Genomic DNA, 26861 nt, shown 5'->3' with positions numbered 1-26861 from the left:
TTCCCAACAGATGCCGGGATGCCACGGTTTGTGTGGCGATATTACATCAGTTTGCGGCGGCGTGTCACCTGAATATCGAGATCGGTTATCTTTTTTCTCAACGTATTTCGGTTGATTCCCAGCAAATCCGCACATTTCGCCTGATTTCCGCCGGTTGCGTCCAGTGCAATTTCGATCAGCGGTGCCTCAACCTCGCGCAAAATGCGCTGATACAGGCCCGGCGGCGGCAGAATATTGCCGTGCAGGTCAAAATACCGCCGCAGGTGTCGCTCGACCGAGGTTGACAGTTTTTCACGCTCGCCGCCGCTGAGAACCGGTTCCGCCTCGGGCTGGCTGCCCAGAACCATTTCCACCTCGGCTTTCGAGATTTCATCCGCGCGGCTGGTCAAACCCAATCTGCGCACCGCGTTTTCCAACTGCCTGACGTTACCGGGCCAAGAATAGCGGCGAACAAGTTCCACCGCTTCGGGGCTGAGCCAACGTTTTGCTCCACTTTCACGTTCTTCGCGGGCCAAGAAATGCTCGGCTAAAAGCGGAATGTCGTCCACTCTTTCGCGCAGAGACGGCACATGAATGGTGGCGCCGCACAATCGGTAATACAGATCCTGACGAATGCGTCCGGTTTCCATGCCTTCGGTCAGATCCGACTGGCTGGTGGCCATGAAACGCGGAACGTGATCGCCAGGCGTATCCATCATGCGCACGATCCGGGCCTGAACCTCATCATCGATGTCGGCAATCTCATCAATCAGAAGCGTGCCGCCGCGTACCCGTGCCAAAACACGCGCGGGGCCTTCCAGATCCCGCAGCTCTGCCGCTGCAACGGTGACAAACGGCAAGGTGCGACGGTCAGAAAAGTCGTGAATGGCGCGCGCAATCAAAGACTTGCCAGTGCCGCTTTCACCAGAAATCATCACCGAAAGATCGGTATTCATGACCCGAGCAACCAGCCTGTAGAGGGCCTGCATCACTGGGGTGCGTCCAACCAAAGGCAGCTCGTCCGGGCGCTCGCTATCTGCTTCGGCAGGCTCAGGCTGCGCACGTTGTTTCTGATCCAGCGCACGCGCGGTTCGCTTCATCAGGTCCGGCAAATCGAACGGTTTAGGCAAGTAATCATAGGCATCTGCCTCTGCGGCCTGAATTGCCGTCATGATCGTGTTCTGCGCTGAGATCACAATGACTGGCAGACCCGGGCGATCCTCGGCAATCTTTGGCAGCATTTCCAAACCGTTGCCATCAGGCATGACCACATCCGAGATCACCACGTCGCCCTTGCCCTCGCCGACCCAGCGCATCAACGTGGTCAGAGACGATGTCGCATGTACCTTGCACCCGGCACGCGTCAGGGCCTGTGTCAAAACGGTCCGGATCGTGCGGTCATCATCCGCAACCAGTACTGTGCCATCCATTAGGTGGTCTCCTTTTTGTGCTCGGCGTCTTCGCGCGGTGCGCGGCGCAGCGACAGTTTGAATACGGTTCGCCCGGGCACAGAATCGGCCGAAATCCAGCCGTCGTGGTCCGATATGATCTTACTCACCAGCGCCAGTCCGAGGCCGGTGCCGTTCTCTTTGCCTGAAACAAACGGATCAAAGATATCGCCGCGAATGTCTTCGGGCAGACCTGGGCCGTCGTCTATGATCTCGATCTGCAAAGGCAGCGAATGGCCTGACCCATCGCTGCGGCGCAATCGGAAAGAGTGTTCGAAATAGGTCCGTAGCCGAATGGTTCCGCCCTGTGGCCCGGCAGCCTCGGACGCGTTCTTGAGCAGGTTCAGCACCACCTGCAACAATTGATCCGGATCTCCGAACGCTAGCGGCAAGGACGGGTCGTAGTCTTCGATGATCGTCATATCCGCGCCAAACCCCAGCAATGCAGACCGGCGGGCGCGATCCAAAACATCGTGGATATTGACAGGTTTGAAGTCGGGTTTCTGCAAGTTACCGAATTGTTCAACCTGCTCTAGCAACTTAACGATCCGGCGGCTTTCAGCCACAATAAGATCTGTAAGTTCAAGATCTTGCGCCGAGATATTCATGCTTAGCAACTGCGCGGCACCCGTGATCCCGGCCAAAGGGTTCTTGATTTCATGCGCCAGCATCTCGGCCATGCCGATGGCTGATTGCGCCGCCGATTTTACGGTATTGCCCCGTGTCATCCGCCCCGACAATTCGCGCGGTGAAATGATCATGATCATCGATCCCGGATACCCAACCAACGGCGCGATCTGCAACGCGCATTGCAACGGCGCACGATTGCCCGATCCGGCGTCAACATCGTTTACAAACAGAGGCGTGCCATAGGTCCGGGCACGTTCAAAAGCCTCTTCAAGCGGTGCATCCACGGCAATCTGATCCCACACGGGATGGCCAATCACCGCCTTGCGTGACGCGTTCAAAAACCCCTCACCTGCCGCATTCACATCAGAAATGCGATCGTCCGGATCAATGATGAAGGCCGGAACGGGCAATGAGTTCCAGATGCTGGCGTTTGAGTTCATGCCGCCACCTCGCCCGTCTCACTCAATGCATCCGCCAGCAGGCGCAACACTTCGTTTGGATCGCGTGAGGTCAGAACGGCCCGCCGCAAAGGCGCTGGTGTGGCGGCTTCATCCATGTACCAGCCAAGATGCTTACGGGCGACGCGCAGGCCCAGATCCGCCCCATAGAAGGACAGCATCGCCTGATAATGCGCCTGCACCATGTCTATCAGATCCGCGCCGACCGGAATCTCAGGGGCCTCGGCCCCGAATAGGTCATGGCATACCTGCGCCAAGAGCCAGGGCTTGCCCTGCGCGCCGCGCCCAACCATCACCCCATCTGCACCGGACTGATCCAGCGCAGTCTGCGCGGCCGCGGTATCCACGATATCGCCATTTGCGATGACTGGAATCGACACGGCCTTCTTCACGGCCCGGATCGCCCGCCAATCGGCATGGCCTTTGTAAAACTGACATCGCGTGCGCCCATGAATAGTGACCATCTGAATACCGGCGTCCTGCGCCCGTCGCGCCACGTCTGGTGCGTTTAGCAGAGAGTCGTCCCAGCCCAGCCGGGTTTTCAAGGTCACCGGCACATCAACGGCACTGACCACGGCTTCGATCAGGGTCAACGCATGATCCGGCGTTTTCAGAAGCGCCGAACCAGAATAACCATTGGTCACTTTCTTGGCGGGACAGCCCATGTTGATGTCGATCACCCGTGCGCCCCTGTCGGCGACCTGACGAGCGGCTTCAGCCATCCAATGCGCCTCGCGCCCGGCCAATTGCACGGCAGTGTTTTCGACATCCGCTGACAGTTCCGCACGTTCGCGCACGCCAGGCTTGGCTTGCACCATCTCCTGGCTGGCAACCATTTCGCTTACCACCATACCGGCACCAAACCGCATCACCAGATCGCGAAACGGGCGATCCGTGATTCCGGCCATCGGGGCCAGCAATACTGGTGGGTTTACTTCCTTGTCACCGAGATGAAGGGTCAACGTGCTTAATCCTTGGGCAGTTGCTGATTTGATATCGAATTCCGCGCATATGAACAACAAAACGGCGTGAAACAAGCCCGCAAAATCATCACATGCCTATTTTTTAATCGTTTTACCTTGGGTGATTGCCTCTGCTTTCACCGCCGCCTAAACACAGCCAAGACGAAGGAGCGCCCGAGACATGACCACAGCCGCCATTATAGTCGCCGCGGGGCGCGGGTTGCGCGCCGGAGGCGGCGTGCCCAAGCAATGGCGCAGCCTTGCGGGGCGTCGTGTGGCCGACTGGACAATCGAGCAGTTTCGCGGACAGGTGGATCACATCGTTCTGGTGCTTTCTGACGAAGACACCCACGCATGGGAAGAGTTTCGCAATTCAGATCTGATCCTGGCTTCGGGCGGATCAGATCGCTCAAGCTCGGTCCGGGGCGGATTGAAGGCCATAGAAGGATTGGGGGTTCAACATGTTCTGATCCACGACGTGGCCCGCCCTTGTGTCTCATCGCGCATCATACAGGACGTGCTGACCGCGCTGGAAACGCATCAGGCGGCCGCGCCGGGGCTTGCTGTCACGGATGCGCTGTGGGTTGGGCAAGACAACGCCGTAACGGGCACGCAGGACCGCAATGGCCTCTACGCCGCGCAAACACCGCAGGGCTTTCACTATGACGCTATCACTGCTGCCCACGCGGCCCATTCGGGCGAGGCGGCGGATGATGTGGAGGTCGCCCGCGCGGAAGGCCTTGATGTTTGCATTGTCCCCGGCGACGCAGACAATCTGAAAATCACCCGACCCGAGGATTTTGCCCGGGCGGAACGGATAATGGGAACGGATATGGATGTAAGGCTTGGCAACGGGTACGACGTGCACCGTTTTGGCGAAGGGGATCACGTTATCCTGTGTGGCGTGAAGGTGCCTCATGGACGCGGATTGCAGGGGCACTCGGATGCAGATGTTGGGATGCACGCCGTAACCGATGCGATCTATGGTGCTTTGGCGCAGGGTGACATTGGTCAACACTTCCCGCCCTCAGATCCGCAATGGAAGGGTGCTGCCAGCGAGATTTTCCTGCGCCATGCGGTCGAGCTGGCCGGGCAGATGGGATACCGCATTTCGAACGTCGATTGCACCTTGGTCTGCGAGTATCCAAAGATCGGCCCTCATGCCGCTGCCATGCGTGTCGAAATGTCTAAAATCATGGGGTTAAGCGCAGATCAGGTCTCGGTCAAGGCCACCACATCCGAGCGTTTGGGCTTTACTGGTCGCAGCGAAGGGATCGCCTCGCTCGCCACAGCCTGCCTGGTGAAGGCATGACCGCAGCACAGTTGATCGGCACCGTTGGCGGCGTCGGCTATTTACGCCCTGCCCCAGGCACCTGGGGATCCCTGGCGGCGCTACCGATGGCTTGGGTGTTGCATACGCTGGGTGGGTTTCCCCTGCTGGCACTTGCAACACTGGCCGTTTTTGTTGGCGGCCTTTGGGCAACCCGCGTGATGACCGAAGGCCAAGATGATCACGACCCGTCAGAAATCGTCGTTGATGAGGTCGCAGGCCAGTTCATCGCGCTTTGGGCAATTTCTTACCCGTCCTGGGCCCATGGGATCGACATTACCGCCCTTTGGCCCGGTTGGGTAACCGGTTTCATCCTGTTCCGCCTGTTCGATATCACCAAGCCCGGCCCCGTTGGTTGGGCCGACAGGCGTGGCGATCCGATGGGCGTTATGCTCGACGACGTCATCGCAGGCGTTTTCGCAGCCATCGGCGTGATGATACTGGCGGGAATAGCGCACGGAGTACTGGGTCTGTGAACGTGAGCGAACTGTTGGATCTTGCCAAGGCGCAGGGCGTGATGATCGCCACGGCTGAAAGCTGTACGGGCGGGATGGTGGCTGCGGCCCTGACCGATATTCCCGGCAGCTCCGCTGTGGTTGACCGGGGCTTTGTCACTTACACCAACGCAGCCAAAAAGGACATGCTGGGCGTTTTGGCCGAGACGCTGACCGCGCATGGCGCAGTGTCAGAGGAAGTCGCCCGCGAGATGGCAGACGGAGCCCTACGCCATTCTAAGGCGCAGCTTGCCGTTTCGATCACCGGCATTGCCGGGCCGGGCGGGTCCGAGTTCAAACCGGAAGGGCGTGTGTGTTTCGGACTGGCCCGCGATGGTCAGGACACACAGACCGAAACGATCGAATTTGGCGCGTTGGGTCGGGATGCTGTGCGTCTGGCGGCGCGGGATCACGCGTTAGAGTTGCTCAAAAACGAGCTTTCACAAGCGCCCATTATTTAGGCGCACCGCATCAAAAGATGCAAAAAATGTCATCACTTGAACAAAAGGCGACATTTTAAGCGCCTTTTGCAAGTCTGCCTCTTTTTTCCTCACTCCCCCTCGGTTTCAAGGCTGCGCACACACTCACACGGGTCCGGAGAGCTGCCGAACAGCCCCCTGACCAAACGCAGGGGAAAGGAGAGCGGCCCATGAATGGAGCCGATACAGCCTGGATCATCGTTGCAACCGCACTGGTCCTTTTCATGACATTGCCGGGCCTTGCGCTGTTCTACGGTGGGCTTGTACGTGCCCGAAATGTGCTCAGCGTGTTCATGCACTGCTTCTCAATCGCCTGTTTGATGAGCATTCTGTGGCTCGTTGCGGGCTACTCGATCGCCTTTGGCCCTGGAGAAAGCGGGATTTGGGGTGGTTTGGGCAAAGCGTTCCTGAACGGTGTGGATGCCGATAGCCTTGCGGGTACCCTGCCCGAGATCCTGTTCTTCGCCTTTCAGATGACCTTTGCGATCATCACACCGGCCTTGATCGTTGGCGCTTATGTCGAACGTGTCGGCTTTGGCTTTGTTCTGACCTTTTCGGCCCTTTGGATGCTGCTCTGTTACGCGCCGGTCGTCCATTGGATCTGGGGCGGCGGCATGCTGGCTGATGGCGGTATTCTGGGTGAGATCGGTGTACGCGACTTTGCGGGCGGAATCGTTGTCCATGAAACCGCGGGTCTGGCCGCTTTGATCATCGCCGTCATACTTGGCCCCCGTCGCAATCGCACCACACCGCCGCATAACCCCGGCTATGTCATGGTCGGAGCAGCGATGCTGTGGGTCGGTTGGTTCGGTTTCAACGGTGGCTCGCAATTGGCCGCGGACGGTGGCGCCGCAATGGCCATGACCGTCACGCATCTGTCCGCCGCAACCGCGTCGCTGACCTGGGCCCTGTGGGAACGTATCCGCTTTGGCAAGGCTTCGATGGTTGGTCTGGTCACGGGAACCATTGCCGGTTTGGCCTCGATCACCCCGGCATCCGGCTTTGTGGGTCCGGTACAAGCGCTGATCATCGGTGCGGTCGCCGGTGTCCTGTGTCAGGAAGCCGTCAGTGTCATCCGAAACAAGCTGAACATCGACGACACACTGGATGTCTTTGCGGTGCATGGCGTCGGCGGCATTTTCGGCACCATCATGATCGCTGCGTTTGGCCTTGGCACTTGGACCGCGCAATTGGGCGGGCTTGTGATCGTGGGTGCCTTTACGGCAGTTGTCACAATTGTGTTGGTGAAGGTGGTTGCACTTATCACCCCGCTTCGCGTAGACGCCGAAACCGAAACAAATGGGCTCGATCTTTCGGTACACGGGGAACGCGCCTACGACATGAGCAGCTAAGCCCACCTTGGCGCTCTGCCCGAAAGGGCGAAAAGCGGACCTCTTGGGGGTCCGCTTTTCTTTTGCGACCCTCTCGACTCTGGGCCAGCGCTCGGGCTATCAGCCCGCAACGTGTATTCAGCCCCGAGGTTTGCGCCATGATCCCCAGCTCCTTTCCCGACAGCACCGAAATCGCCCGCCTGACCGCGCGGATGCTGCTGGAGATCAAGGCCGTTCATTTCAATGCGCGCGAGCCCTTCACTCTGGCCAGCGGACTGCCCAGCCCGACTTACATCGACTGTCGCAAGCTGATCTCGTACCCGCGTATCCGGTCGACCTTGATGGATTTCCTGACCGTCACAGTGATGCGCGATGCCGGGTTCGAAGCGTTCGACAACATCGCAGGCGGCGAGACGGCAGGCATCCCCTTTGCCGCCATGGTGGCCGAGCGCATGGCGCTGCCGATGACCTATGTGCGCAAGAAACCCAAAGGCTATGGTCGCAACGCCCGCATCGAAGGCGCGATGAGTGAAGGCGAGCGTGTGCTGCTGGTCGAGGACCTGACCACCGATGGTGGCAGCAAGCTGTCTTTTGTGGACGCTATCCGCGAAACCGGCGCGACCTGCGGGCATACTGCGGTGATTTTCTACTATGGCATTTTCCCCGAAACCGAAAAGACGCTGGGCGACCACGGCGTAAAGCTGCATTCGCTGTGCACATGGTGGGATGTTCTTGCCGAAGCCAAGGCGCAGAAAGCCTTTGACCAAGAGACACTTGACGGTGTTGAGGCGTTCCTGAACGATCCGCGTGGCTGGCAAGAAGCCAATAAATCCACGTAAACCTCTTGTGGGCAAATTGGGGATAAGTGCATAAGAATCGGGGCATGGGCCACGATATCTGGTGACTTTTCCCTCATTTCATACATAATAAGCTACGCATACGCAGGTATCCAAACGGTTCGGAAAGTTATCCCTAGGCTTTACCCCAACTTAGCCACAGGTATTTCCAGATAGCTTGCGGTGGCGTTTCGCGTGTAAAACCCCCAAACGGGCAGCGGGGACAAGATGAACGAGATCAGCAGTATCGAGCAGGCAGCGGCGCAGATTCAGAATGCCGAAACCATGCCGCATTCAATCGAGGCCGAGCAGCAATTGTTGGGCGCGATTCTGACCAATAACGATCTGTATGACCGGGTCGCCTCGATCATCGGGGCCGAGCATTTCTATGATCCGGTCCATGCCCGAATTTATGAAGTCGCCGCCGCCCGTATCGCCAAGAACGCGCTGGCCTCACCTGTCACACTGAAGTCGTTCATGGGCGAAGATGAGGGTCTGAAAGAATTGGGCGGTCCGGCCTATCTGGTCAAGCTGGCCGGGGCCTCGATCAGTGCCTTCGCGGTGCATGACTACGCCCAGATGATCTACGACCTCGCCATTCGGCGCGAGTTGATACGCCTTGGCCGCGATATCTCGGACAAGGCCGCGCGGGTCGAAGTCAGCAGTGAGCCCAAAGAACAAATCGTCGAGGCCGAGCAGCAGCTCTATCAGCTATCCGAGCAGGGCCAGACCGAACAAGGTTTTCAATCCTTCCTCAAGGCGGTCACAGAAGCCGTCAACGTCACCAATGAAGCCTACCAGCGTGGTGGCGGCATGGCGGGGATTTCCACCGGTCTGGCCGACTTGGACAAGCAATTGGGTGGCTTGCACCCGTCCGACCTGATCATTCTGGCTGGACGACCGTCGATGGGGAAAACATCGCTGGCGACGAACGTGGCGTTCAACGTGGCCAAAGCCTACAAACGCGGACAGAAGCCGGATGGATCAGAAGGCGCGATTGACGGTGGTGTGGTCGGGTTCTTCTCACTTGAGATGAGCGCCGAGCAGTTGGCGGGCCGTGTTCTGGCCGAAGCGTCCGAGATTTCCAGCCACAAGATCCGTCAGGGCGACATGACCGAGGCCGAGTTCCGCCGCTTCGTGGACGCAGCCAAGGAACTGGAAGCTTGCCCCCTGTTCATCGACGACACACCTGCCCTGCCAATATCACAGCTTGCCGCCCGCGCGCGGCGGTTGAAGCGGACGCATGGGCTGGATCTACTGGTGATCGACTATCTACAGCTTTGCCGCGGTATGTCAGACAACCGGGTAAACGAGATTGCTGAAATTTCGATGGGCATGAAAGCCATCGCCAAGGAATTGAACATCCCGGTCATCGCGCTGTCACAGCTGAGCCGTCAGGTGGAAAACCGTGACGATAAGCGCCCACAGCTGTCTGACCTGCGGGAATCGGGCTCGATCGAACAGGATGCCGACGTGGTGATGTTTGTGTTCCGCGAGGAGTATTACAAAGAACGCGAAAAACCCGGCGATCACGAGCTGGAAAAGATGGAAGAGTGGAAGCAGGCCATGGAACGCCTGCACGGCAAGGCCGAGGTCATCGTCGGCAAACAGCGCCACGGTCCGATCGGCACGGTCGAGCTTTCGTTCGAAGCCCAATTCACCCGCTTTGGCAATCTTGTTAAACCCTGGCAACAGGGCGGCGAAATCGAGGGATACTGATCACACTGCTTCTGACAATGGGTACGCCGCTGGTCGAACTGGTGGCGTAGGTTTTAGGCTGTGTTAAGGTAGATAAAGTTAACCTGCACAGCACGCTCATACTGGTCGGAGGCCCCGAGTTTTGCCCGCGATCATCTCGGAAATCAGGTATCGGAACGGCCCGAATTTTGCGCCGGACGGGGATTTCATTGAAGTCCGTGTGCCGACCGGAACGGATGTCACCGGGCTTCAGGTTGATGTCTATAATTCAAATGGCACAGTGCGCAGTTCCACAGATGTCGACACCGCGACAATGACGACGGTGGGCGGCTTCGACTATTACGTGGTCACGGCCCGTATCAACCGACTGGGCGCTGTCTCATTGTCCGACAACGGTTCGGTTCTCAGCTTTGTGTCTTTCGATGCGCAGGTAACGGCCACCCAGGGTCCGGCCAACGGTCAGACCTCAACCCAGATCGGCAGCAATGGCACGGATGATACGTCTTCGTTGTCCTCAACCGATGGGGTGAATTTTGTTCAGGATCCAAATCCAAGTCCCGGCGCCCCTTGTTTCACCTCGGACACGTTGATTCTGACCGATCAGGGCGAGATCCACGTTCAGGACATCGAACCCGGAATGCGCGTCATGACGACCGATGGCACCCTGGAAGCGGTACGAATGCGCCTGTCTCGAACCCTGCGACACGCGGATCTTTTGAAGAAACCAGAGCTCTACCCGGTCTGCATCATGGCTGGTTCATTGGGTCATGGTTTACCGCGCCGTGACCTGATTGTATCGCGCCAACATCGGATGTTGGTCCGCTCTGCTATTGCGCAGCGGATGTTTGCAACGCGGGACGTTTTGATCTCGGCCATCCGATTGACCGAATTGCCTGGAATCTACGTCGACGATTTGGCGATCAAAGTGACCTATCATCACCTCGTTTTTGACCGTCACGTTGTTCTGTTTGCCGAAGGCGCGCCAAGTGAAAGCCTTTTTACTGGACCAGAAGCGTTGAAATCGCTTTCACCAGAAGCGCAACAGGAACTGCTCACGCTGTTCCCGTCCCTGATCAGCGATCAAGAAATGGTACCTGCCTGCCACATCCCCAGCGGACGGCGGCAAAAGACACTGGTTGCCCGCCACATACGCAACAGCAAGGCGATGCTTGATCAACCTCTGATCTAAAGGCAAATCCCGTTGCGTGGCTTCAACTTATTGCGGGTCACCAAAGCGTTGGATTATTCAACGCAGCCACGCAATGCGACGGGCCTGTCAGTGACGTCAGTTCCCGACCGTTCAACGCTTGCCCCAACCACCCATGCGGATGGCTCAGCGACAGCGGCGGTTGTGCAGTGTCCTCAGTAATCTGCCTGAACCCCGTTTTACAATAGTACCCAGGATCACCGTATGTCAGAGCCACATCCACTCCTAAGGCCCGCAGTTGGTCCAGCCCGTAGGAAATCAACGCTTGGCCAACACCGGTTTTCTGGCTGCCGGTGGTGACGGCCATCGGCGACAGAATGAACACAGAACGCGTATCCTGTGGATACACGACCCGAGAAAAGATGGCGCATCCCAGCAACTCGTGATGGCGATGTGCTGTGCACACGACCAGATCCTCAGGTGGGGTGGTTTCGATCAGGTCTTGCACAAACGCGCCGATCAGCGCGCCTTCATCCTCTCCTTCGGACGCTGAAAAAACATCCGCAAACAACTGAACCAAAGTAGAAGGATCCGGTGTTAGCCCCGTCGAAAACTCCATAATTTGCGTACTCCTACTGCTGCGGTCCCGAGTGTATTGCGATGGAACGATCACACTCTCAAGATCGTTTTAACATCAATGTGAAGACAATCCCAAAACCGGTCCTGTACAGCGACAAACCGCAAAAATCTCTTGGTTTTCGGCACTTTTCGTCGATTGCGGCAACGTGGCAACGGAATACGTTACGGAAATGCGCCATTCCCTCTTGACCTTGGACGGCGCAATGTCATGAACAGTTCCATGAGTACTGCACGTTTGACGATCAATCTTCAGGCGCTGGCCAGCAACTGGCGGGCGCTTGATGCGAAGACCGGGGTTGAGACCGGGGCCGTGGTCAAGGCCGATGCCTATGGGCTGGGGGCCGGGCCTGTCAGTGACACGCTGGCCGAAGAAGGCGTTCGCAAGTTCTTTGTCGCCGCCGCCGAGGAAGGTGCTGTGGTGCGCGAGGCCGTGGGTCCAGGCCCGATGATCAGTGTCTTTTCCGGGCATATGGAAGGTGACACAGATCTGTTGCGCGCGCACGACCTGACCCCCCTGATCAACTCGGCTGAGCAGTTTAAGCGCCATGAACAAGCGCTGCCCGATCACGCATTTGGCATTCAGTTGGACAGCGGCATGAACCGTCTGGGGCTGGAGCCCGCCGACTGGGCGGAACTGCGCCCAAAGGCCGAGGCTTTGAACCCGGCGGTGGTCATGTCTCATCTGGCCTGTTCCGACGAGCCGGATCACCCGATGAACCAGCAGCAACTCAAGACCTTTCGCGAGATGACCGAAGGCGTCACCGCACCGCGTTCGCTGGCCGCGACCGGAGGCTCATTTCTGGGGCCAGAGTTCCATTTCGATTTCTGCCGTCCGGGCATCGGTCTCTACGGTGGCCTGCCCTTTGCCGGTGCCAAACCGGTTGTCACCGTTGATCTGCCCGTCATCCAGGTGCGCAAACTGGAGGTCGGCGAAACGGTTGGCTATGGCAACAGCTGGGTGGCGCGCCGCCCGTCGCGGATCGCCACCGTTTCGGCTGGGTACGCGGATGGCCTGCATCGCGCCATCGGTGGTGGGATTGACACGTTTGCCGGAAACCAGCCCTGTCCGGTGGTCGGTCGGATTTCGATGGACCTGATCACCGTGGACGTGACCGATCTGCCCCATGACCCGGAACGCCTGCGTATTCTCAATGGCCATCAGACCGTCGACGATCTGGCCGAAGCTGCCGGAACGATTGGGTATGAGATCCTGACATCCTTGGGCAATCGCTATTCGCGGGGCTATGTGGAATGAACCCAATTTCCGCGCTTGGGGGGCTGGGCCGCACCGTACTAAGCCTGTTTGCGGCCTTTGGCCGTGTTGCATTGTTCGCGCTGGATGCCATCTCGCACATTCTGCGCCCGCCCTTCTATCCGCGCGAGTTCGGAATGGCGCTGCTGAACATCGGCTGGCTGTCCCTGCCCGTGGTTGGCCTGACCGCGATCTTCACCGGCGGCGCATTGGCGTTGCAGATCTACGCCGGCGGCGCGCGTTTCAACGCCGAAGCGGTGGTGCCTCAGATCGTCGCCATTGGCATGGTACGAGAGCTTGGCCCGGTGCTGGTCGGCCTGATGATTGCCGCCCGCGTGACCTCATCCATCGCGGCCGAAATCGCCACGATGAAAGTGACCGAACAGATCGACGCATTGGTCACGCTGTCGACCCACCCAATGAAATACCTGACCGCCCCACGCGTCTTGGCCGCGCTGATTACCGTGCCCGCCCTGGTCGCGGTGGGTGACATCATCGGCATTGCCGGAGGCTACACGGTTGCCACTCAAAACCTGGGCTTCAACCCGGCGGCTTATCTGAAAAACACCGTGGATTTCCTTGAAACCCGCGACATCGTCTCATCGCTGGTCAAAGGCGCGGCCTTTGGCCTGATCGCGGCCATCATGGGCTGTTACTATGGCATGAATTCCGGTCGCGGCGCACAAGGCGTTGGTCGGGCCACCAAAGGCTCGGTCGAGGCCGCAGCCGTGCTGATCCTGGCTGCAAATTTCGTTCTCACAGGGGTATTCTTCTCGCTATGATCCGGATGGAGAACGTACATAAAGCCTTTGGTGATAACCACGTATTGCAAGGACTTAACCTTGAGATCCCAAAAGGCACCTCGATGGTCATCATCGGCGGGTCGGGCACCGGTAAGTCGGTGGCGCTGAAATGTATCCTTGGCCTGATCCACCCCGACAGCGGCATGATTTATGTGGACGGCAAAGACGCCAGCAAAGGCGACCGCGACGCGTTTCTGGCCCGGTTCGGGATGCTGTTTCAGGGGGCGGCGCTGTTTGATTCACTGACCGTCTGGCAAAACGTTGCCTTCCGCCTGCTGCGTGGGTCTCTGAAACGTCCGACCGAAGAAGCGCGCGAAATCGCCATCGAAAAACTGCGCCGCGTAGGATTGAAATCCGACGTGGCCGACCGCTTTCCGGCAGAGCTGTCAGGCGGGATGCAAAAACGTGTCGGCCTTGCCCGCGCCATCGCCGCCGAGCCCGAGATCATCTTTTTCGACGAACCCACCACCGGCCTCGATCCGATCATGTCCGGCGTCATCAACGACCTGATCCGTGAAATCGTGACCGAAATGGGCGCTACCGCGATGACCATCACCCACGACATGAGCTCGGTCCGCGCGATTGCCGACAACGTCGCCATGCTGCACGGAGGTGTCATCCAATGGACCGGACCGGTCGGCCAGATGGATGCCTCGGGCGATCCTTATGTCGAGCAGTTCATTAGTGGCAGTGCACAGGGGCCGATTGAGGCGGTTCGGTGAAAGGAATTGTTAAATGAACCAAGATTTTGAAAAGCTGCTAGCACATATATCTGAATTTGAAAAAGCACGTGCGCAAGAAAGCGAAAACAGTAACTCGGAAACGTGGAATGAAAACTACTATGCGGGTTTTCTACTAGCGGACACTCGTTTCCGATACGCGGCAAAACGTTTTGACCTAGAATATCCTGATGCTCCTCCAATAGGTGATGTACAAGACCAAATGCGGGATATCAGTGCTCGTTACAAAGAGTATGCCACTCCATGGAAAACACTTATCCTGAGCAGGAGAATCGAAGCGCAAGTAGCTCTCGAATATGATGATCCCACCCAAGAGTTCGCTGAGGCGATAGCTTTCGACGGAGAACACCGCAACAAAATACACGAAATAATTGGAGCGCTTAGAACCGAAGTTCATGACAGCAACTGGATGAACAAAGATCAGAAGCGCAGGGTTCTCTCCGCCATAAACTCTGTACAGTCCGAAGTGGACAAAGAGATAAGCAATTTCCACCTAATGTTAGGGAAAATTGTAGACCTCGGAGACGCATTTGGAACGGCTGGAAAAAAAGCAAAGCCCGCTTTTGACCGTATTGATCAACTAGCCAACGCAGTCAGAGGGCAGAGAAAGCAATCACTTTCAATTGAGAAACAAGAAGAGCCCCTGAAAATCGAAGATAAGAGTGACGAAATGGAATGACTCTCCGCTTCGCCACCCTCTCGCTCCTGATCCTCTACCCCATCGCGTGGTTCGCCCCGCTGATGCGCGCGGGGTTTCTGCCGATCTTCGGCCTTAGCGAAATCAGCGTCATCACCGGGCTCCAATCCTTGTGGAAATCCGACATCTTCCTCGCGCTAATCGTGACCATCTTCGCCCTCTTCGCCCCCTACATCAAAACCATCGGCACCGCGCTGATCCAATGGAACCTGCTGGACGCGCGCGTCCAACCCGCGCTGAACATCCTCGGCAAACTGGCCATGGCCGACATTTTCCTGATCGCGCTTTACATCACATTGGCCAAGGGTATCTCTTACGCGACCATTGAAACCGCATGGGGTCTTTACCTGTTCACGGCCTGTATTCTGGCCTCGATCGCACTTGGCCATATTACAGAGATGACATCTGGTTCACGAAAAGCTCAGACCTAATTGATTGAAAACACATATCTAAGTATCATCTTTATATTTCGAGCAGTTAAGATTTGTAGTTTTCGGGTCCGCAGCGGATCGCCCTAAGTTGTTTGATCTTCCTCCGCTTCGGCCCGGTGTGTTCCGGTTTGAAAAAGGAGTTCGACGATCATGGCCGCCCTCCACAACATCACATTGCAATGTCAGAATGCCTTTTTAAGATTGACTTTTTTACTGATTTGCATGGCGGCCCTGCTGGCCGTTTCAACCACGATACTATCCGCTTTGGGCGTGTTGCCCTGGCTTTCAATGCAGGCCGGATTCGGCGACGAACCGGCGGCGGATGCCGGGATGTTCATCCAGATCGGGCTGACCGCACTGATTCTCATGCTGGCATTTTATCTGCCGGCAAACGCGCGAATGATGGCATTGGAAAACAACCATCGCAAATTTGCCCTCAACATGTATGACATCGCGAACGCGTATCAGATGGCCCACGCCGCTGACCGAAGCGGGCTGTTCATGATGTCCTCCGAGTTCGACGCGGTCAAAGAGCGTATGGCGTTTCTGCGCCAGCACCCTGACCTGCAATCGCTGGAACCTGAGATTTTGGAACTGGCTGCACAAATGAGCCAGATCAGCCAGGAATTGGCCGAAACCTATGGCGACGCTCGGGTCGAACGGGCGCAGATGTTCCTGCAACAACGGCAGCAAGAGATTGAGCTGTTCCAGCAACGTTTGGAAGAGGCTCAGGTCATCCAAAACGAATTGCGCCAATGGACGCGCGACGTGGAAATGGAAGAAACCATCGCCAAATCGCAATTGGCACGCTTGCGGGATGAACTGTTCGAGCTGTTGCCCGAACTGTCGACTCAGTTGCAAACACCACGCAAAGACAGCGCCTCAAAGGCGTCCAGCGTGGTTGCGATGTCCCCCCCTCGGGCGGCGGAATAGGCGCGTCAGCGCCCGCTGTGGGCGATGGCCCGTTCGGGGCCTGAGGCCGCAGCGCGCCACCGGTGGTGAGGAAAGCCCGCAAGGGCTTGAAGAACCGCCCAAGCTCGGGCACCAAAGGCCGCATGGCAAAAACGACTTCTTTCTCCTGCTCGGCCTGCGGAGCAACACATACGCGATGGTCCGGACGCTGCGACGCGTGCGGCGAATGGAACACCATCGTTCAAGACGTGCCCCTTTCGGCTGGCCCGACCAAGAAATCCCTCGGCGGCAAACGCGGCCAGTCCATTGCACTCACGGATTTGTCGACCGAGGAAACCCCACCGCCCCGCACCCTTTGCGGCGTGGAAGAACTTGACCGGGTGTTGGGCGGTGGTCTGGTCCCGGCCTCTGCTCTTCTTGTGGGCGGAGATCCGGGCATCGGTAAATCCACGCTGCTATTGCAGGCTGCTGCCCGGTTCGCGCGTGCTGGTGTCAAAACCATCTACGTCTCGGGCGAGGAAGCCAGCGCACAGGTCCGGATGCGTGCACGTCGTCTTGGGCTTGAGGACGCGCCAGTCCAACTGGCCGCAGAAACCAACCTGCGCGACATCCTCACGACGCTTGAGGCCGAAAAGCCCGGTCTGGCAATTATCGACTCGATCCAGACCATGTGGGCCGACAATGTGGACAGCGCGCCCGGATCGGTGTCACAAGTCCGGGCCGCAGCCCATGAATTGACCACATTTGCGAAACGACACGGTGTGTCGATCATCATGGTCGGCCACGTTACGAAAGAAGGTCAGATCGCGGGCCCGCGCGTGGTCGAACACATGGTCGACACTGTGCTGTATTTCGAGGGCGAACGCGGCCACCAGTTCCGCATCCTGCGCGCGGTCAAGAACCGCTTTGGTCCTGCTGATGAGATCGGCGTCTTCGAGATGACGGGCAAAGGGCTGGCGCAGGTTACAAACCCCTCCGCCCTGTTCCTGTCGGAACGCGGCACGCCCAGCCCCGGTTCGGCTGTCTTTGCGGGTATCGAAGGCACCCGCCCCGTTCTGGTCGAATTGCAGGCCCTTGTCGCCCCTTCGCCCCATTCCCAGCCCCGCCGCACGGTCGTTGGATGGGACAGCGGGCGGCTGGCCATGATCCTAGCTGTGCTCGAGGCGCGCTGCGGAATCCCGTTTGCTGGCCTTGATGTCTATTTGAACGTCGCCGGAGGGCTAAAGGTCAGCGAACCCGCCGCAGACCTCGCGGTTGCCGCTGCGTTACTCAGCGCGCGTGAAGACACCGCCCTGCCCGCCGACACCGTCGTTTTCGGAGAAATCTCGCTATCTGGGGCACTTAGACCCGCTCCGCAGACAGAAAACAGGTTGAAAGAAGCTCAAAAACTTGGTTTCACAGCGGCAATTGCTCCGGCGGGTGGCAAAACCGGCACTGTGGCAGGTCTGTCACTCACCCGACCCTCTGATTTGGTTGGGTTTGTTGGCGAAACCTTCGGAGCAGGTTAAAGTCGCGCCTTGAGGGGCAGAAAACGAACAGGCGAGGGCCATGGAAGGTTTTACAATAATTGACGGGGTCGTCGCCCTGGTCATCGTGCTATCGGGCTTATTGGCCTACTCACGTGGTTTCATGCGCGAAGTTCTGGCTATCGCAGGATGGGTCGCAGCGGCTGTTCTGGCGTTCATCTTTGCTCCGCAGGCCGTCCCACTGGTCAAGGAGATCCCCGTAGTCGGAGATTTCCTGCGCGACAGTTGCGAGCTTTCAGTCATCACCGGCTTTGCCGCAGTCTTTGCCGTGGCGCTGATTGTGGTCAGCATTTTCACGCCGTTGTTTTCGTCACTGGTGCAACGCTCGGCTTTGGGTGGTCTGGATCAGGCGCTTGGTCTGTTCTTTGGCATCGCGCGGGGCATCCTGCTGGTTGCGATCGCTTTCTTTGTCTACGATACCGTGATGACCGGTCAGTCTTACACAATTGTCGACGAAAGCCGCTCGGCCAAGGTTTTCGAGCAGTTCAGCGGTCAGATCGAAGAACAAAACCCCGAGGCTGCTTTGGGCTGGGTTACCGCACAGTACGAAGAGCTGGTGGCCAGCTGCACTGCAGGCAACACCCAGCCTGACACCACTGCACCTGCGGAAGGCTAAACACGGCCCAATCCATGCTTTCTGGAAAGCCCGGCTCTGACCGGGCTTTTTTTCTTGTTTGTCAGGTAAATCCTTCGCCGCCGCATACAGTGCATTTGATCGTTTTTAATCCAAAACACCCATCACACCGGCTGGAGATCGGTTTGCCAAGAATATCTCGGCTTTTGACAACTTCGCCCGCGCCGTTGCAGATCTGGCACGGCGCGCGCCCCATGCCCCGGCATCGATGGCACCGTTGCTTGACCCGTTCCGGTTTCTTTTGCTGAGACTTATGTTGCCACATTCGGATCCTCTGGGTGTTTCTCTAATCCAGAATTATACATATTCATGCGCATGACAGCATATATGACTGCACATGTCATCCGTTTCCCGAACATCAGCCGTTGTGCACAATTTCAGCCTGCGGCAATTGGTAAATGTGATCCTTTGATGACAGCCACGCCATTAGGCTTTATGTGGAGGCCAACCCGCCACAGAATCGGAGCCACCGATCTTGTTCTTTCTGTATGAATGCGCGCTGGTCGTGATGATGGTCGCCCTATTGGCGTCACTTTCTTCTGCCTCAAATACACCCGCGCACGCGTCACAGATTGTCCGAAGCCGTAATGCGGTCAGTCCTCAGATCAAATCGTCATAGAAGTTGGAGCCCCGTAAATGTGTGGGATTTTGGGAATCGCAAGCCGGACACATGATGTGTTTGCCGAGATCTATGACGGGCTGCTGATGCTGCAGCACCGGGGTCAGGATGCCTCGGGGATCGTGACCTTCAATGGCGAGTTTTTCCGCGAAAAGAAGGCCAACGGGTTGGTCAAGGATGTGTTCAACGCTCAGGACGCGGAAACCCTTCTGGGCCATGTCGGTATGGGCCATGTCCGGTATCCCACCGCAGGTTCGCTCAGCGCGGCCGAAGCGCAACCGTTCTTTGTGAACGCGCCATATGGCATCTATCTGGTTCACAACGGCAACATCACAAACACCGCCGAACAGCGCGAAAAAGTTACAGGCAAATACAGCCGTCACCTGCGCACTACCTCAGATTCAGAAATCCTGTTGAACGTGCTGGCCGACAAAGTGGCCGACGCGATCAAGGTGAACGGCAATGCAGAACCCATCCGCAACCTGTTTGCAGGTGTGAAGATGACGATGGAGCGGGTTCAGGGCGCTTATTCCGTGATCTGTCTGGTCGCAGGCGTTGGAATGCTGGCCTTCCGCGATCCGTTTGGCATTCGCCCCTTGTCGGTTGCGAAACGCACAGTGGACGGCGCAGGGGATGATTATGCGTTCGCCTCGGAAGATGTGGCCTTTGGCATTAATGGCTTTGAAAAGCTGCGCGACCTTCGCCCGGGCGAAGCGATCCTGATCGATCTGGACGGCAACATGCACGAATTTCAAGCAGTTGAAGGCAAGCTGACACCCTGTATCTTTGAGTATGTCTATCTGGCCCGCCCGGACTCACTGCTGGACGGTGTTTCGGTCTACAAGACCCAGATGCGCATGGGTCAGACACTGGCCAAACAGATTCAGGAGTCCGGCCTGGAAATCGACCGGATTATACCGGTGCCCGACAGCGCCCGCCCTGTAGCGTTGGAAGCCGCAAAGATCACAGGCATCCCTTATCGCGAAGGTCTGGTCAAGAACCGCTACGTCGGGCGTACCTTCATCATGCCGGGTCAGGCAGAGCGACAGAAATCCGTCCGCCGCAAACTGAACGCCGTGCCGCTGGAATTTGATGGTCACAGTGTTCTGCTGATCGACGATTCCATCGTACGCGGGAACACAATTAAAAAGATCGTTCAGATGTGCCGCGACGCGGGTGCCAAAAAGGTCTATGTCGCCAGCGCCTCGCCCCCAGTGAAATATCCCAACGTCTACGGCATCGACATGCCGACCAAGGCCGAACTGATCGCAAACGGCAAAGAGATCGAAGAAATCCGGGAAGAATTGGGCGCGGACGCGCTGTTCTATCAGCATCTGGATGACCTGATCTGGGCCGCGAAAGAAGGCAACCCCGAGATCGAAGCCTTTGACTGCTCGTGCTTTGACGGAAACTATATTACCGGCAGCGTCAGCGAGGATTATCTGGACAATCTGGAAAACAGCAGCCGCGTCAGCCAGAAACGTGCAGATATGCAGGTACCCGGCGGGTCGTGGAACGCAGCAAAGCTGGCGTCTGGTTAAACGGGTTTACCTTTACCATCCCACGTTAACGGCGAATGATTCGCTTTATCAGCTTGGCGACTGCATTCGTTTCGAACCGTTGTAATGAGTGGGTTTTTGCCACAACTCAGCGGTGAATGCTGCGTGATCTCAAGGGCTTTTTTGTAGGGCACGTTTGTCTCGATGACATCAGTGTGTGATGCGCTTTAGTTTCCGTTTCGGTTTTGATATTTGGCCCGCACCACTCACTTACAAAGGGGTTTGGGCTACGGTCCAGGCCGCAGATCATGTCGAATACAAAAGTCAAAAGCGCAGCCACCCAGCGTGGCGCGTTAAAGAAGAATTCCGTTTCGGTTCTTGGGGTCTTTGGGCCAAAAGCCGATCTGCGGGCCCTTATGCGGCTTTCATCGGGGCGCGTGAAAGAGGTGAAAACCGGCAGCCGAGTTGCTTCGGGTACGGTTGTTGCGATTGATGAACATGGCATTATGCTGCGACAAAGCGGCCAGACCAAGCGGATCACCATTCCCGGCAGCTAATCGCGACTTGACGCCCCGCGCGCAGGGGTACAAACCGCAGCCATGACCGATCAGACCAAAATCGCCCTTATCACCGGGGCCTCCCGCGGGTTGGGCGCTGCCCTGGCCGAAGCGTTGGCGCCCGAGTATCACATAGTTGCAGTCGCCCGAACCACTGGCGGACTGGAAGAGTTGGACGACCGGATCAAGGCCAAGGGAGGTTCGGCAACGCTGGCCCCTATGGACATCACCGATCCAAATGCCATGGCAACCTTGTGCAGAGGGATTCACGACCGATGGGGTAAGGTGGATCTCTGGTTGCACACGGCGATCCATACCTCGGCCCTGACACCAACTCATTTCATTGATCCGAAAGAGTGGGCAAAGGCCGTTAACACCAACGCCAATGCGACCTCGGTTCTGATCCCCTACGTTACGCCCCTGCTGGGTGAAAACGGCCACGCGGTGTTCTTTGACGACCCGAAGGCCGGCGAGAAGTTCTATGGCATCTATGGGGCCACCAAGGCCGCGCAGATGGCCCTGGCCCGCAGTTGGGCCGCGGAAACTGAACGCACCGGCCCACGCGTTTCAATTGTCGAACCTGCGCCTATGCCCACCGCCGTACGCGCACGGTTCCATCCCGGAGAAGACCGGGACGCGTTGAACAGCACGGCAAGTGAAGCCGCGCGCATTCTGGCGCTGCTATAGGAAATGGCCCTTGCGGGCCATGCCTCCGGCGGAGGTATTTTTAGCCAGATGAAGCTGGGATCAGGCGATGTGAACGCCGTTGCGACCGGCCAGATCGACAAAGAATTGCCAGGCAACGCGGCCTGAGCGTGAGCCGCGCGTGGCTTGCCACTCAATGGCTTCGGCCCTCAGAGTGCCTGCATCGACCGATACGCCATAGGCCGCGCAATAGCGGTCAATCATGGCCAGATATTCGTCCTGATCGCAGGGGTGAAAGCCCAGCCAAAGTCCAAAACGGTCGGACAGCGAAACCTTTTCCTCAACCGCCTCGGATGGGTTAATGGCGCTGGAGCGTTCGTTTTCGATCATGTCCCTTGGCATCAGGTGACGACGGTTCGAGGTGGCGTAGAAAACAACATTTTCCGGGCGACCTTCAATACCACCGTCCAGAACGGCCTTGAGCGATTTGTAATGCTGGTCATCATGGCTGAACGAAAGATCGTCGCAGAACAGGATGAACCGGTGCGGCGCAGCGCGCAGATGGTTCAGAAGGCGTGCAACCGACGCCATATCCTCGCGTTGCAATTCGACCAGCTTCAAATCCGGATGGTCCGATTGCAGGGTTCCGTGCACTGCCTTGACAAGGCTGGACTTCCCCATGCCCCGCGCGCCCCACAACAACGCGTTGTTCGCCTTGTATCCGGCGGCAAACCGACGCGTGTTATCAAGCAAGGTGTCGCGCGACCGATTGATGCCGACCAACAAGTCCAAATCGACGCGGTTGACCTGGTTCACAGGCTCTAACCGGTCGGGTTCCACATGCCAGACAAATGCAGGGGCTTCGTCAAAATCCGGGGCAGCCAATGGGGCCGGTGCCATGCGGTCCAGCGCATCAGCAATACGGTTCAGGGCTTGATCATCCATAGGGGCCTCCGGTCGTTTTGGTGTTCAAACCATGTTCCTTCCGGCGCAACAAGAGGCGGAAACGAAAAAGGCGCGCCAGAGATCGGCACGCCTTGTTCAGTATTTTCTATAGATCACGATTTTTCTTCGTAATCCTGCATATGATCGGCATCCGCTTCAGCCTCTTCATCGTCGTAATAGCCGTCGGCACGCAGTTGTTCTTCGCGCTTGCGTTCGACCCGAGCGACCAGGAAGATCGAAATTTCGTAAAGGCCATAAACCACAACAAAGAGGATGATCTGCGTGATTACATCCGGGGGCGTCACGATAGCAGCCAGCACCAGAATGCCTACGACTGCATATTTGCGCACGGCACCCAGGCCTTCGGCGCTGACCAGTCCCGCCTTGCCCATGAGGGTCAAAAGAACCGGCAGTTGGAAGCACAGCCCGAAAGCCACGATGAACTTGATCGTCAGGTTCAGGTATTCCTGTGCTGAGCCCTGGAAAACCACGCTCAGAGGTGCAGCAGTTGCACCATCTGCTACGGCTTCACCTTCAGCACCAAATTGCTGGAACCCAAGGAAGAAATCATAGGCCAGTGGCGTGACGACATAGAACGCGAAGCTTGCGCCCAGAAGGAACATGAAGGGCGAGGCCAGCATGAAGGGCAAAAACGCGTTCTTTTCCGACTTATACAGCCCCGGCGCCACAAAGCGCCACATCTGCATCCCGATATAGGGAAACGCCAGAATGAACCCGCCCAGCAACGAGACCTTGATGGCCACAAAGAAACCTTCCTGTGGCGAGATGAAAATCAGGCCGCAATCCTGTCCACGCTCAGTCAGTACCTCGCATAGGGGATTGGTCAGAAAGTTAAAAAGCGGCGTGGCCACGGTAAAGCAGATGATCATCCCGACCAGAAAAGCCACGACGCAGTGTATCAACCGCGTGCGCAGCTCGGCCAGATGCTCGATCAGGGGGGCCGAGGTATCTTCGATCTCGTCGGTCTTGCTCATGTCTTGCTTTCAGTGTTCAGCGCAGCCTCGGCCTCTTCAGCCTTGGCCAATGCGTCGGCAGCTTCCTTGGCTTTGCGTTCGGCGGCGGCACGTGCTGTGGTGGCCTGAATTTTCTTGGCCTGCTCGGCCCGTTCTGCCGCCAGTTTGCCGGTTTCGCTGTCAGGATCGAACTTGGTAGGATCGATGCTTTTGGCCATATCCTGCGCGGCTTGTTTGACACCGTCCATGGCAGAACCCACAGGATTCGCGGCAGCGTCGAGACCTTTCTTGATCTCGTTCACGCCAGCCTGATCCGCAGCCTCGTTCATGGCGCTGCTGAATTCGCGCGCCATGCCACGGGCTTTGCCGACAAAACGCCCGACATTGCGGAACAACACCGGCAGGTCCTTCGGCCCCACAACGATCAGGGCAACGATGCCGATGACCAGAAGTTCGGTCCAGCCCAGATCAAACATCTGCGCTTACGCCTTGTCTTTCTCGGTTTCAGGAGTGACGTCCTTGGCCATCTCGGACGCATCTTGTTCCAGCTCTTCCGTGCCATCCTTCACGCCCTTCTTGAAGGCGGTGATACCTTTGCCAACTTCACCCATCAGCGAGCTGATCTTGCCGCGGCCAAACAGAACCAGAACCACAACGGCGATCAGCAGAAGACCGGGAAGGCCGATATTGTTGAGCATGTCTTTTCTCCTCTTTCATCGGCACCCTTACGTGCCGGGAATATGAACTGGCTCTGTGTTTACGCCCGGATGCGTTGCCTCAAAAGGGAACAAGTGCTGTTTGAAGGTAAAAATTGATATGATCCCGCAGAATCTAAGGGCTCGCATTTTCCAACTGACAGGTTTATGTCAGTTGGGTAGCATTACGAAGACGGTATCGAAACCTGGTCAACGGAGACCCAAATGACCCATGTTGCTGAAATCGTCACCTTCACCCTTGCCAATGGCACCACACCGGAAGAATTTGTGAAACTCAGCCAAGCCTCAGAAGCCTTTGTCCGCAGCGCACCGGGCTTCGCCCATCGCCAGTTGAGCCAGGGCGAAGACGGGCGTTGGACCGATTATGTCGTCTGGACGGACATGAAGGCGGCCAAAGACGCCGCCGCGCAATTCCCACAACAGGACTTCTGCGCCGGTCTGATGGCAGCCATCAATCCTGACAGCATTCAGATGCGCCACGAGAACGTGTTATGGAACATGACCGCCTAAGCGCGGTCTGGACGGCGTAATATGCGCCGCACGGATCGTCTTTTCGACATCATACAGATCCTGCGCGACGGCAAACTGCACCGTGCGCAGGACATTGCGGACCGGCTCGAGGTATCGGTCCGCACCATCTATCGCGATATGGATACGCTGGTGGCTTCGGGTGTTCCGGTCGAAGGCGAACGCGGCGTGGGCTACATGGTGCGCGAGCAGATCACCCTGCCCCCGCTGAACCTGACTACAGCCGAGCTTGAAGCGCTCAACCTCGGTATGGCTATCGTGGCCGAGGCCGCCGATCCTGACCTGAAAGCCGCTGCCAATTCTCTGGCTGACAAAATCGATGCCGTCTTGCCCACGCAGGTAATAGCCGAAGCCGACGCATGGAAGTTCGCCGTTTACCCCTTTGCCGATGCCGCCCGTGGGCTGGCACATATGGCCCCGATCCGCGCAGCCATCAAATCGCGCCAGAAACTTCGCTTGTCATATCAAAGGATCGACGGGGTTCTGACCGAACGCACCATCCGCCCGCTTCACATGGAATACTGGGGCCGCGTCTGGACCCTCACCGCTTGGTGCGAACTTCGTCAGGGTTTCCGCGTCTTCCGTATCGACTTGATCGAAACTATCGCGCCGTTGCCGGAACTCTTTGCGGACGAACCCGGCAAACGCCTGAGCGACTACGACCCAAACGTCTGACCTTCTTCATCTTTTCAAAAATACTCCCGCCGGAGGCATGGCCCGAAACGGGCCATTCATCCTCACTTCAGGTAGGGCTCTGGATCAACAGACTCGAACCCTTTGCGCACTTCAAAATGTACATAGGCGTTGTCTCCACCCCGCAACTGCGCCAGCTTTTGACCACGACGCACGCGGTCACCTTTCTTTACGGTAATGTCGTCTACGTTGGCATAAACTGTCAGCAGATCGTTTTTGTGTTTAACCACGATGATCGGAACCTGATCCGCATCCGCCGTTATCGCCGCAACCGTACCTGCCTCGGCCGCTGTTACAGCCGTACCGGGTGCTGCGGCTATGTCGATGCCTTCATTCTTGCCCTTGTTGTAGCCACGGATGATGGTACCGCTTACTGGCAGTGAAAGGGCCGAAGAGCGCGTATTGGTCGGGGCTTCGGCCGTCACATCCGGTGCCTCAGCTTTGGGTGCAACTTTTTCTTCAGGCAGCGGCTGGGTGGCGCTTGGCGGGGTCGGTGTTGGCGATCCCTGCCCCGGCTCGGTCACTTCAGTGGCCGCAACAGGTGCCGCAGCCGCCGCAGCGCTTTGCCGTGGTGCAGGCTGGTTCTTGACCGGAATCAATAGAAACTGACCTTCGCGCACGGTAAAATCGGGCCCAAGCCCGTTCCACTCCGCAAGCGCGTCGACCGGCACCTGATAGAGCCTCGAGATGGTATAGGCCGTCTCGCCCCGTTTGACCTTGTGCCGGACCGGTTCCGGCCCCGAAGGCACAGGGGCGGCGGTTGGCGCGGGTTTCGCTGGTTCCAATGTCGTTGTCTGAACCGAACCCGTATCCGGGGCCTGATCGATCGCACTTCCGGCCACCGAAGCGATATCCACCCCGCTACCGGCACCGACCGAGCGCGGCAAGGCCAGCACTTCGCCTTCTCGCAAACTGTCGGTGGCCTGCAATCCGTTGAAGCGCGACAACTCACTTTCCGGCAGGCCAACACGCGCGGCAACGTCACGCACTGTGTCGCCCCGACGGGCTACGGCAACCTGATAGTTGGGATAAGTGATCACACCCCGGCTGTCCGGTGTGGGCCGCGATGTGGTGGAAGCTTGCGCCGCATCGGCAGTCGAGAACCCACCGACCTGCCCACGCAGATCATAGTCCAAGGGCCCTTCACACCCGGCCAAAACGACGACAGCGACCAGTCCGGTCGCGCAGCGGCGCATAGCTGATTTGGATACTGCTTTCATAATTCTGTCCTCAAAGCCTGCCCCTGTTGTCCGGGGTTC

General features: G+C 57.7%; 29 protein-coding genes. 20 read left to right on the top strand and 9 right to left on the bottom strand.

Going from position 1 to position 26861, the window contains the following annotated elements; all coding sequences use genetic code 11:
- Positions 1-41: 41 nt before the first annotated feature.
- From ACR3EH_RS17605 to dusB, 3 genes are read right to left on the bottom strand one after another with little or no spacing between them, the layout of a single operon-like run.
- Positions 42-1409 (bottom strand): response regulator, encoded by a 1368-nt coding sequence (locus ACR3EH_RS17605; protein ID WP_171648432.1) that lies wholly within the window; start codon positions 1407-1409, stop codon positions 42-44.
- Entirely contained in the window at positions 1409-2497 is a 1089-nt protein-coding gene (locus ACR3EH_RS17600; RefSeq protein ID WP_171648434.1) for a two-component system sensor histidine kinase NtrB, read from the bottom strand. Before ACR3EH_RS17600 ends, ACR3EH_RS17605 begins: the two co-directional genes overlap by 1 nt.
- On the bottom strand, positions 2494-3477 hold the full coding sequence (dusB, locus tag ACR3EH_RS17595) for a tRNA dihydrouridine synthase DusB (protein ID WP_256368593.1): 984 nt from the start codon (positions 3475-3477) through the stop codon (positions 2494-2496). The genes ACR3EH_RS17600 and dusB overlap by 4 nt, the downstream gene beginning before the upstream one ends.
- 181 nt (positions 3478-3658) lie before the next feature.
- Between dusB and ACR3EH_RS17590 the strand changes: the two genes are divergently transcribed.
- The 7 genes from ACR3EH_RS17590 to ACR3EH_RS17560 all read left to right on the top strand — a co-directional run bounded on the left by ACR3EH_RS17590 (position 3659) and on the right by ACR3EH_RS17560 (position 10834).
- The gene (locus ACR3EH_RS17590; RefSeq protein ID WP_171183453.1) at positions 3659-4789 is read left to right on the top strand and encodes a bifunctional 2-C-methyl-D-erythritol 4-phosphate cytidylyltransferase/2-C-methyl-D-erythritol 2,4-cyclodiphosphate synthase; all 1131 of its coding nucleotides are present in this window, start codon (positions 3659-3661) and stop codon (positions 4787-4789) included.
- Positions 4786-5283: a phosphatidylglycerophosphatase A family protein gene (locus ACR3EH_RS17585; RefSeq protein WP_171183455.1), complete on the top strand. Its 498-nt coding sequence runs from the start codon at positions 4786-4788 to the stop codon at positions 5281-5283. Before ACR3EH_RS17590 ends, ACR3EH_RS17585 begins: the two co-directional genes overlap by 4 nt.
- Entirely contained in the window at positions 5280-5762 is a 483-nt protein-coding gene (locus ACR3EH_RS17580) for a CinA family protein (RefSeq protein WP_171183457.1), read from the top strand. The genes ACR3EH_RS17585 and ACR3EH_RS17580 overlap by 4 nt, the downstream gene beginning before the upstream one ends.
- A gap of 188 nt (positions 5763-5950) precedes the next feature.
- A complete protein-coding gene (locus tag ACR3EH_RS17575) occupies positions 5951-7132 on the top strand; it encodes an ammonium transporter (protein ID WP_171183459.1) in 1182 nt (393 codons plus the stop codon).
- A 137-nt stretch (positions 7133-7269) separates the two neighbouring features.
- The gene (locus ACR3EH_RS17570) at positions 7270-7950 is read left to right on the top strand and encodes an orotate phosphoribosyltransferase (protein WP_171183461.1); all 681 of its coding nucleotides are present in this window, start codon (positions 7270-7272) and stop codon (positions 7948-7950) included.
- Between the two features lie 225 nt (positions 7951-8175).
- Positions 8176-9666 carry a replicative DNA helicase gene (locus tag ACR3EH_RS17565; RefSeq protein WP_171179946.1) on the top strand — a complete coding sequence of 497 codons (1491 nt, stop codon included), beginning with the start codon at positions 8176-8178 and terminating at the stop codon, positions 9664-9666.
- Positions 9667-9787: 121 nt separating this feature from the next.
- Positions 9788-10834: a Hint domain-containing protein gene (locus ACR3EH_RS17560; protein ID WP_171183463.1), complete on the top strand. Its 1047-nt coding sequence runs from the start codon at positions 9788-9790 to the stop codon at positions 10832-10834.
- Positions 10835-10871: 37 nt separating this feature from the next.
- Here the strand turns inward: ACR3EH_RS17560 and ACR3EH_RS17555 are convergent, their stop codons facing one another.
- Positions 10872-11411, bottom strand: a complete 540-nt coding sequence (locus ACR3EH_RS17555) for a GNAT family N-acetyltransferase (protein ID WP_171183465.1) — start codon at positions 11409-11411, stop codon at positions 10872-10874.
- A gap of 240 nt (positions 11412-11651) precedes the next feature.
- On the opposite strand from ACR3EH_RS17555, the gene alr reads away from it, so the two are divergent.
- The 11 genes from alr to ACR3EH_RS17500 all read left to right on the top strand — a co-directional run bounded on the left by alr (position 11652) and on the right by ACR3EH_RS17500 (position 21788).
- Complete coding sequence (alr, locus tag ACR3EH_RS17550; protein ID WP_171183467.1) at positions 11652-12686, top strand: alanine racemase; 1035 nt, start codon at positions 11652-11654, stop codon at positions 12684-12686.
- On the top strand, positions 12683-13465 hold the full coding sequence (locus ACR3EH_RS17545; RefSeq protein ID WP_171183469.1) for an MlaE family ABC transporter permease: 783 nt from the start codon (positions 12683-12685) through the stop codon (positions 13463-13465). Before alr ends, ACR3EH_RS17545 begins: the two co-directional genes overlap by 4 nt.
- The gene (locus tag ACR3EH_RS17540) at positions 13462-14208 is read left to right on the top strand and encodes an ABC transporter ATP-binding protein (RefSeq protein WP_171183470.1); all 747 of its coding nucleotides are present in this window, start codon (positions 13462-13464) and stop codon (positions 14206-14208) included. Before ACR3EH_RS17545 ends, ACR3EH_RS17540 begins: the two co-directional genes overlap by 4 nt.
- Before the next feature lie 13 nt (positions 14209-14221).
- Positions 14222-14905: a hypothetical protein gene (locus ACR3EH_RS17535; RefSeq protein ID WP_171183472.1), complete on the top strand. Its 684-nt coding sequence runs from the start codon at positions 14222-14224 to the stop codon at positions 14903-14905.
- Positions 14902-15354, top strand: a complete 453-nt coding sequence (locus tag ACR3EH_RS17530) for a paraquat-inducible protein A (protein WP_171183474.1) — start codon at positions 14902-14904, stop codon at positions 15352-15354. The genes ACR3EH_RS17535 and ACR3EH_RS17530 overlap by 4 nt, the downstream gene beginning before the upstream one ends.
- A 150-nt stretch (positions 15355-15504) precedes the next feature.
- Positions 15505-16287, top strand: a complete 783-nt coding sequence (locus ACR3EH_RS17525; RefSeq protein ID WP_171183476.1) for a DNA repair protein — start codon at positions 15505-15507, stop codon at positions 16285-16287.
- 122 nt (positions 16288-16409) lie between these two features.
- Positions 16410-17774, top strand: coding sequence for a DNA repair protein RadA (radA, locus tag ACR3EH_RS17520; RefSeq protein WP_171090399.1), 1365 nt, complete (start codon positions 16410-16412; stop codon positions 17772-17774).
- A 40-nt stretch (positions 17775-17814) separates the two neighbouring features.
- Complete coding sequence (locus ACR3EH_RS17515; RefSeq protein ID WP_171183478.1) at positions 17815-18408, top strand: CvpA family protein; 594 nt, start codon at positions 17815-17817, stop codon at positions 18406-18408.
- Between the two features lie 654 nt (positions 18409-19062).
- Complete coding sequence (gene purF / locus ACR3EH_RS17510) at positions 19063-20586, top strand: amidophosphoribosyltransferase (protein WP_171090402.1); 1524 nt, start codon at positions 19063-19065, stop codon at positions 20584-20586.
- A 266-nt stretch (positions 20587-20852) separates the two neighbouring features.
- Complete coding sequence (locus ACR3EH_RS17505; RefSeq protein ID WP_171090404.1) at positions 20853-21101, top strand: hypothetical protein; 249 nt, start codon at positions 20853-20855, stop codon at positions 21099-21101.
- 42 nt (positions 21102-21143) lie between these two features.
- Positions 21144-21788 (top strand): SDR family NAD(P)-dependent oxidoreductase, encoded by a 645-nt coding sequence (locus tag ACR3EH_RS17500; RefSeq protein ID WP_171183480.1) that lies wholly within the window; start codon positions 21144-21146, stop codon positions 21786-21788.
- 60 nt (positions 21789-21848) lie between these two features.
- Here the strand turns inward: ACR3EH_RS17500 and ACR3EH_RS17495 are convergent, their stop codons facing one another.
- The 4 genes from ACR3EH_RS17495 to ACR3EH_RS17480 all read right to left on the bottom strand — a co-directional run bounded on the left by ACR3EH_RS17495 (position 21849) and on the right by ACR3EH_RS17480 (position 24363).
- The gene (locus tag ACR3EH_RS17495) at positions 21849-22691 is read right to left on the bottom strand and encodes an ATP-binding protein (RefSeq protein WP_171090408.1); all 843 of its coding nucleotides are present in this window, start codon (positions 22689-22691) and stop codon (positions 21849-21851) included.
- Between the two features lie 113 nt (positions 22692-22804).
- Complete coding sequence (gene tatC, locus ACR3EH_RS17490) at positions 22805-23686, bottom strand: twin-arginine translocase subunit TatC (protein ID WP_171090410.1); 882 nt, start codon at positions 23684-23686, stop codon at positions 22805-22807.
- Positions 23683-24141 (bottom strand): Sec-independent protein translocase protein TatB, encoded by a 459-nt coding sequence (gene tatB, locus ACR3EH_RS17485; protein WP_171090412.1) that lies wholly within the window; start codon positions 24139-24141, stop codon positions 23683-23685. Before tatB ends, tatC begins: the two co-directional genes overlap by 4 nt.
- Before the next feature lie 6 nt (positions 24142-24147).
- Positions 24148-24363 carry a twin-arginine translocase TatA/TatE family subunit gene (locus ACR3EH_RS17480; RefSeq protein WP_171090414.1) on the bottom strand — a complete coding sequence of 72 codons (216 nt, stop codon included), beginning with the start codon at positions 24361-24363 and terminating at the stop codon, positions 24148-24150.
- Between the two features lie 222 nt (positions 24364-24585).
- Here ACR3EH_RS17480 and ACR3EH_RS17475 point away from each other — a divergent pair, with 222 nt between their 5' ends.
- Together ACR3EH_RS17475 and ACR3EH_RS17470 are read left to right on the top strand one after the other, a co-directional pair.
- The gene (locus ACR3EH_RS17475) at positions 24586-24891 is read left to right on the top strand and encodes a hypothetical protein (protein ID WP_171090416.1); all 306 of its coding nucleotides are present in this window, start codon (positions 24586-24588) and stop codon (positions 24889-24891) included.
- Positions 24892-24912: 21 nt separating this feature from the next.
- On the top strand, positions 24913-25584 hold the full coding sequence (locus tag ACR3EH_RS17470; RefSeq protein WP_171648443.1) for a helix-turn-helix transcriptional regulator: 672 nt from the start codon (positions 24913-24915) through the stop codon (positions 25582-25584).
- A gap of 62 nt (positions 25585-25646) precedes the next feature.
- On the opposite strand, the gene ACR3EH_RS17465 is transcribed toward ACR3EH_RS17470, so the two are convergent.
- Complete coding sequence (locus tag ACR3EH_RS17465; protein ID WP_171648444.1) at positions 25647-26822, bottom strand: peptidoglycan DD-metalloendopeptidase family protein; 1176 nt, start codon at positions 26820-26822, stop codon at positions 25647-25649.
- Between the last annotated feature and the right edge of the window lie 39 nt (positions 26823-26861).

The sequence above is a fragment of the Ruegeria sp. BG7 genome, from assembly GCF_056535685.1.
This window is presented reverse-complemented; position numbering and strand designations above follow the sequence as displayed.

Excerpts from the sequence above, each read along its gene's own strand:
- ACR3EH_RS17525 (WP_171183476.1), top strand. The coding sequence starts at position 15,505 with ATGGCCGCCCTCCACAACATCACATTGCAATGTCAGAATGCCTTTTTA.
- ACR3EH_RS17565 (WP_171179946.1), top strand. The coding sequence starts at position 8,176 with ATGAACGAGATCAGCAGTATCGAGCAGGCAGCGGCGCAGATTCAGAAT.
- ACR3EH_RS17530 (WP_171183474.1), top strand. The coding sequence starts at position 14,902 with ATGACTCTCCGCTTCGCCACCCTCTCGCTCCTGATCCTCTACCCCATC.
- ACR3EH_RS17505 (WP_171090404.1), top strand. The coding sequence starts at position 20,853 with ATGTCGAATACAAAAGTCAAAAGCGCAGCCACCCAGCGTGGCGCGTTA.
- ACR3EH_RS17605 (WP_171648432.1), bottom strand. The coding sequence starts at position 1,409 with ATGGATGGCACAGTACTGGTTGCGGATGATGACCGCACGATCCGGACC.
- tatB (WP_171090412.1), bottom strand. The coding sequence starts at position 24,141 with ATGTTTGATCTGGGCTGGACCGAACTTCTGGTCATCGGCATCGTTGCC.
- ACR3EH_RS17540 (WP_171183470.1), top strand. The coding sequence starts at position 13,462 with ATGATCCGGATGGAGAACGTACATAAAGCCTTTGGTGATAACCACGTA.
- ACR3EH_RS17575 (WP_171183459.1), top strand. The coding sequence starts at position 5,951 with ATGAATGGAGCCGATACAGCCTGGATCATCGTTGCAACCGCACTGGTC.
- tatC (WP_171090410.1), bottom strand. The coding sequence starts at position 23,686 with ATGAGCAAGACCGACGAGATCGAAGATACCTCGGCCCCCCTGATCGAG.
- ACR3EH_RS17545 (WP_171183469.1), top strand. The coding sequence starts at position 12,683 with ATGAACCCAATTTCCGCGCTTGGGGGGCTGGGCCGCACCGTACTAAGC.
- ACR3EH_RS17555 (WP_171183465.1), bottom strand. The coding sequence starts at position 11,411 with ATGGAGTTTTCGACGGGGCTAACACCGGATCCTTCTACTTTGGTTCAG.
- ACR3EH_RS17465 (WP_171648444.1), bottom strand. The coding sequence starts at position 26,822 with ATGAAAGCAGTATCCAAATCAGCTATGCGCCGCTGCGCGACCGGACTG.
- ACR3EH_RS17590 (WP_171183453.1), top strand. The coding sequence starts at position 3,659 with ATGACCACAGCCGCCATTATAGTCGCCGCGGGGCGCGGGTTGCGCGCC.
- ACR3EH_RS17500 (WP_171183480.1), top strand. The coding sequence starts at position 21,144 with ATGACCGATCAGACCAAAATCGCCCTTATCACCGGGGCCTCCCGCGGG.
- purF (WP_171090402.1), top strand. The coding sequence starts at position 19,063 with ATGTGTGGGATTTTGGGAATCGCAAGCCGGACACATGATGTGTTTGCC.
- ACR3EH_RS17600 (WP_171648434.1), bottom strand. The coding sequence starts at position 2,497 with ATGAACTCAAACGCCAGCATCTGGAACTCATTGCCCGTTCCGGCCTTC.
- ACR3EH_RS17470 (WP_171648443.1), top strand. The coding sequence starts at position 24,913 with ATGCGCCGCACGGATCGTCTTTTCGACATCATACAGATCCTGCGCGAC.
- ACR3EH_RS17585 (WP_171183455.1), top strand. The coding sequence starts at position 4,786 with ATGACCGCAGCACAGTTGATCGGCACCGTTGGCGGCGTCGGCTATTTA.
- ACR3EH_RS17535 (WP_171183472.1), top strand. The coding sequence starts at position 14,222 with ATGAACCAAGATTTTGAAAAGCTGCTAGCACATATATCTGAATTTGAA.
- alr (WP_171183467.1), top strand. The coding sequence starts at position 11,652 with ATGAGTACTGCACGTTTGACGATCAATCTTCAGGCGCTGGCCAGCAAC.
- ACR3EH_RS17475 (WP_171090416.1), top strand. The coding sequence starts at position 24,586 with ATGACCCATGTTGCTGAAATCGTCACCTTCACCCTTGCCAATGGCACC.
- ACR3EH_RS17495 (WP_171090408.1), bottom strand. The coding sequence starts at position 22,691 with ATGGATGATCAAGCCCTGAACCGTATTGCTGATGCGCTGGACCGCATG.
- ACR3EH_RS17515 (WP_171183478.1), top strand. The coding sequence starts at position 17,815 with ATGGAAGGTTTTACAATAATTGACGGGGTCGTCGCCCTGGTCATCGTG.
- radA (WP_171090399.1), top strand. The coding sequence starts at position 16,410 with ATGGCAAAAACGACTTCTTTCTCCTGCTCGGCCTGCGGAGCAACACAT.
- ACR3EH_RS17480 (WP_171090414.1), bottom strand. The coding sequence starts at position 24,363 with ATGCTCAACAATATCGGCCTTCCCGGTCTTCTGCTGATCGCCGTTGTG.
- ACR3EH_RS17570 (WP_171183461.1), top strand. The coding sequence starts at position 7,270 with ATGATCCCCAGCTCCTTTCCCGACAGCACCGAAATCGCCCGCCTGACC.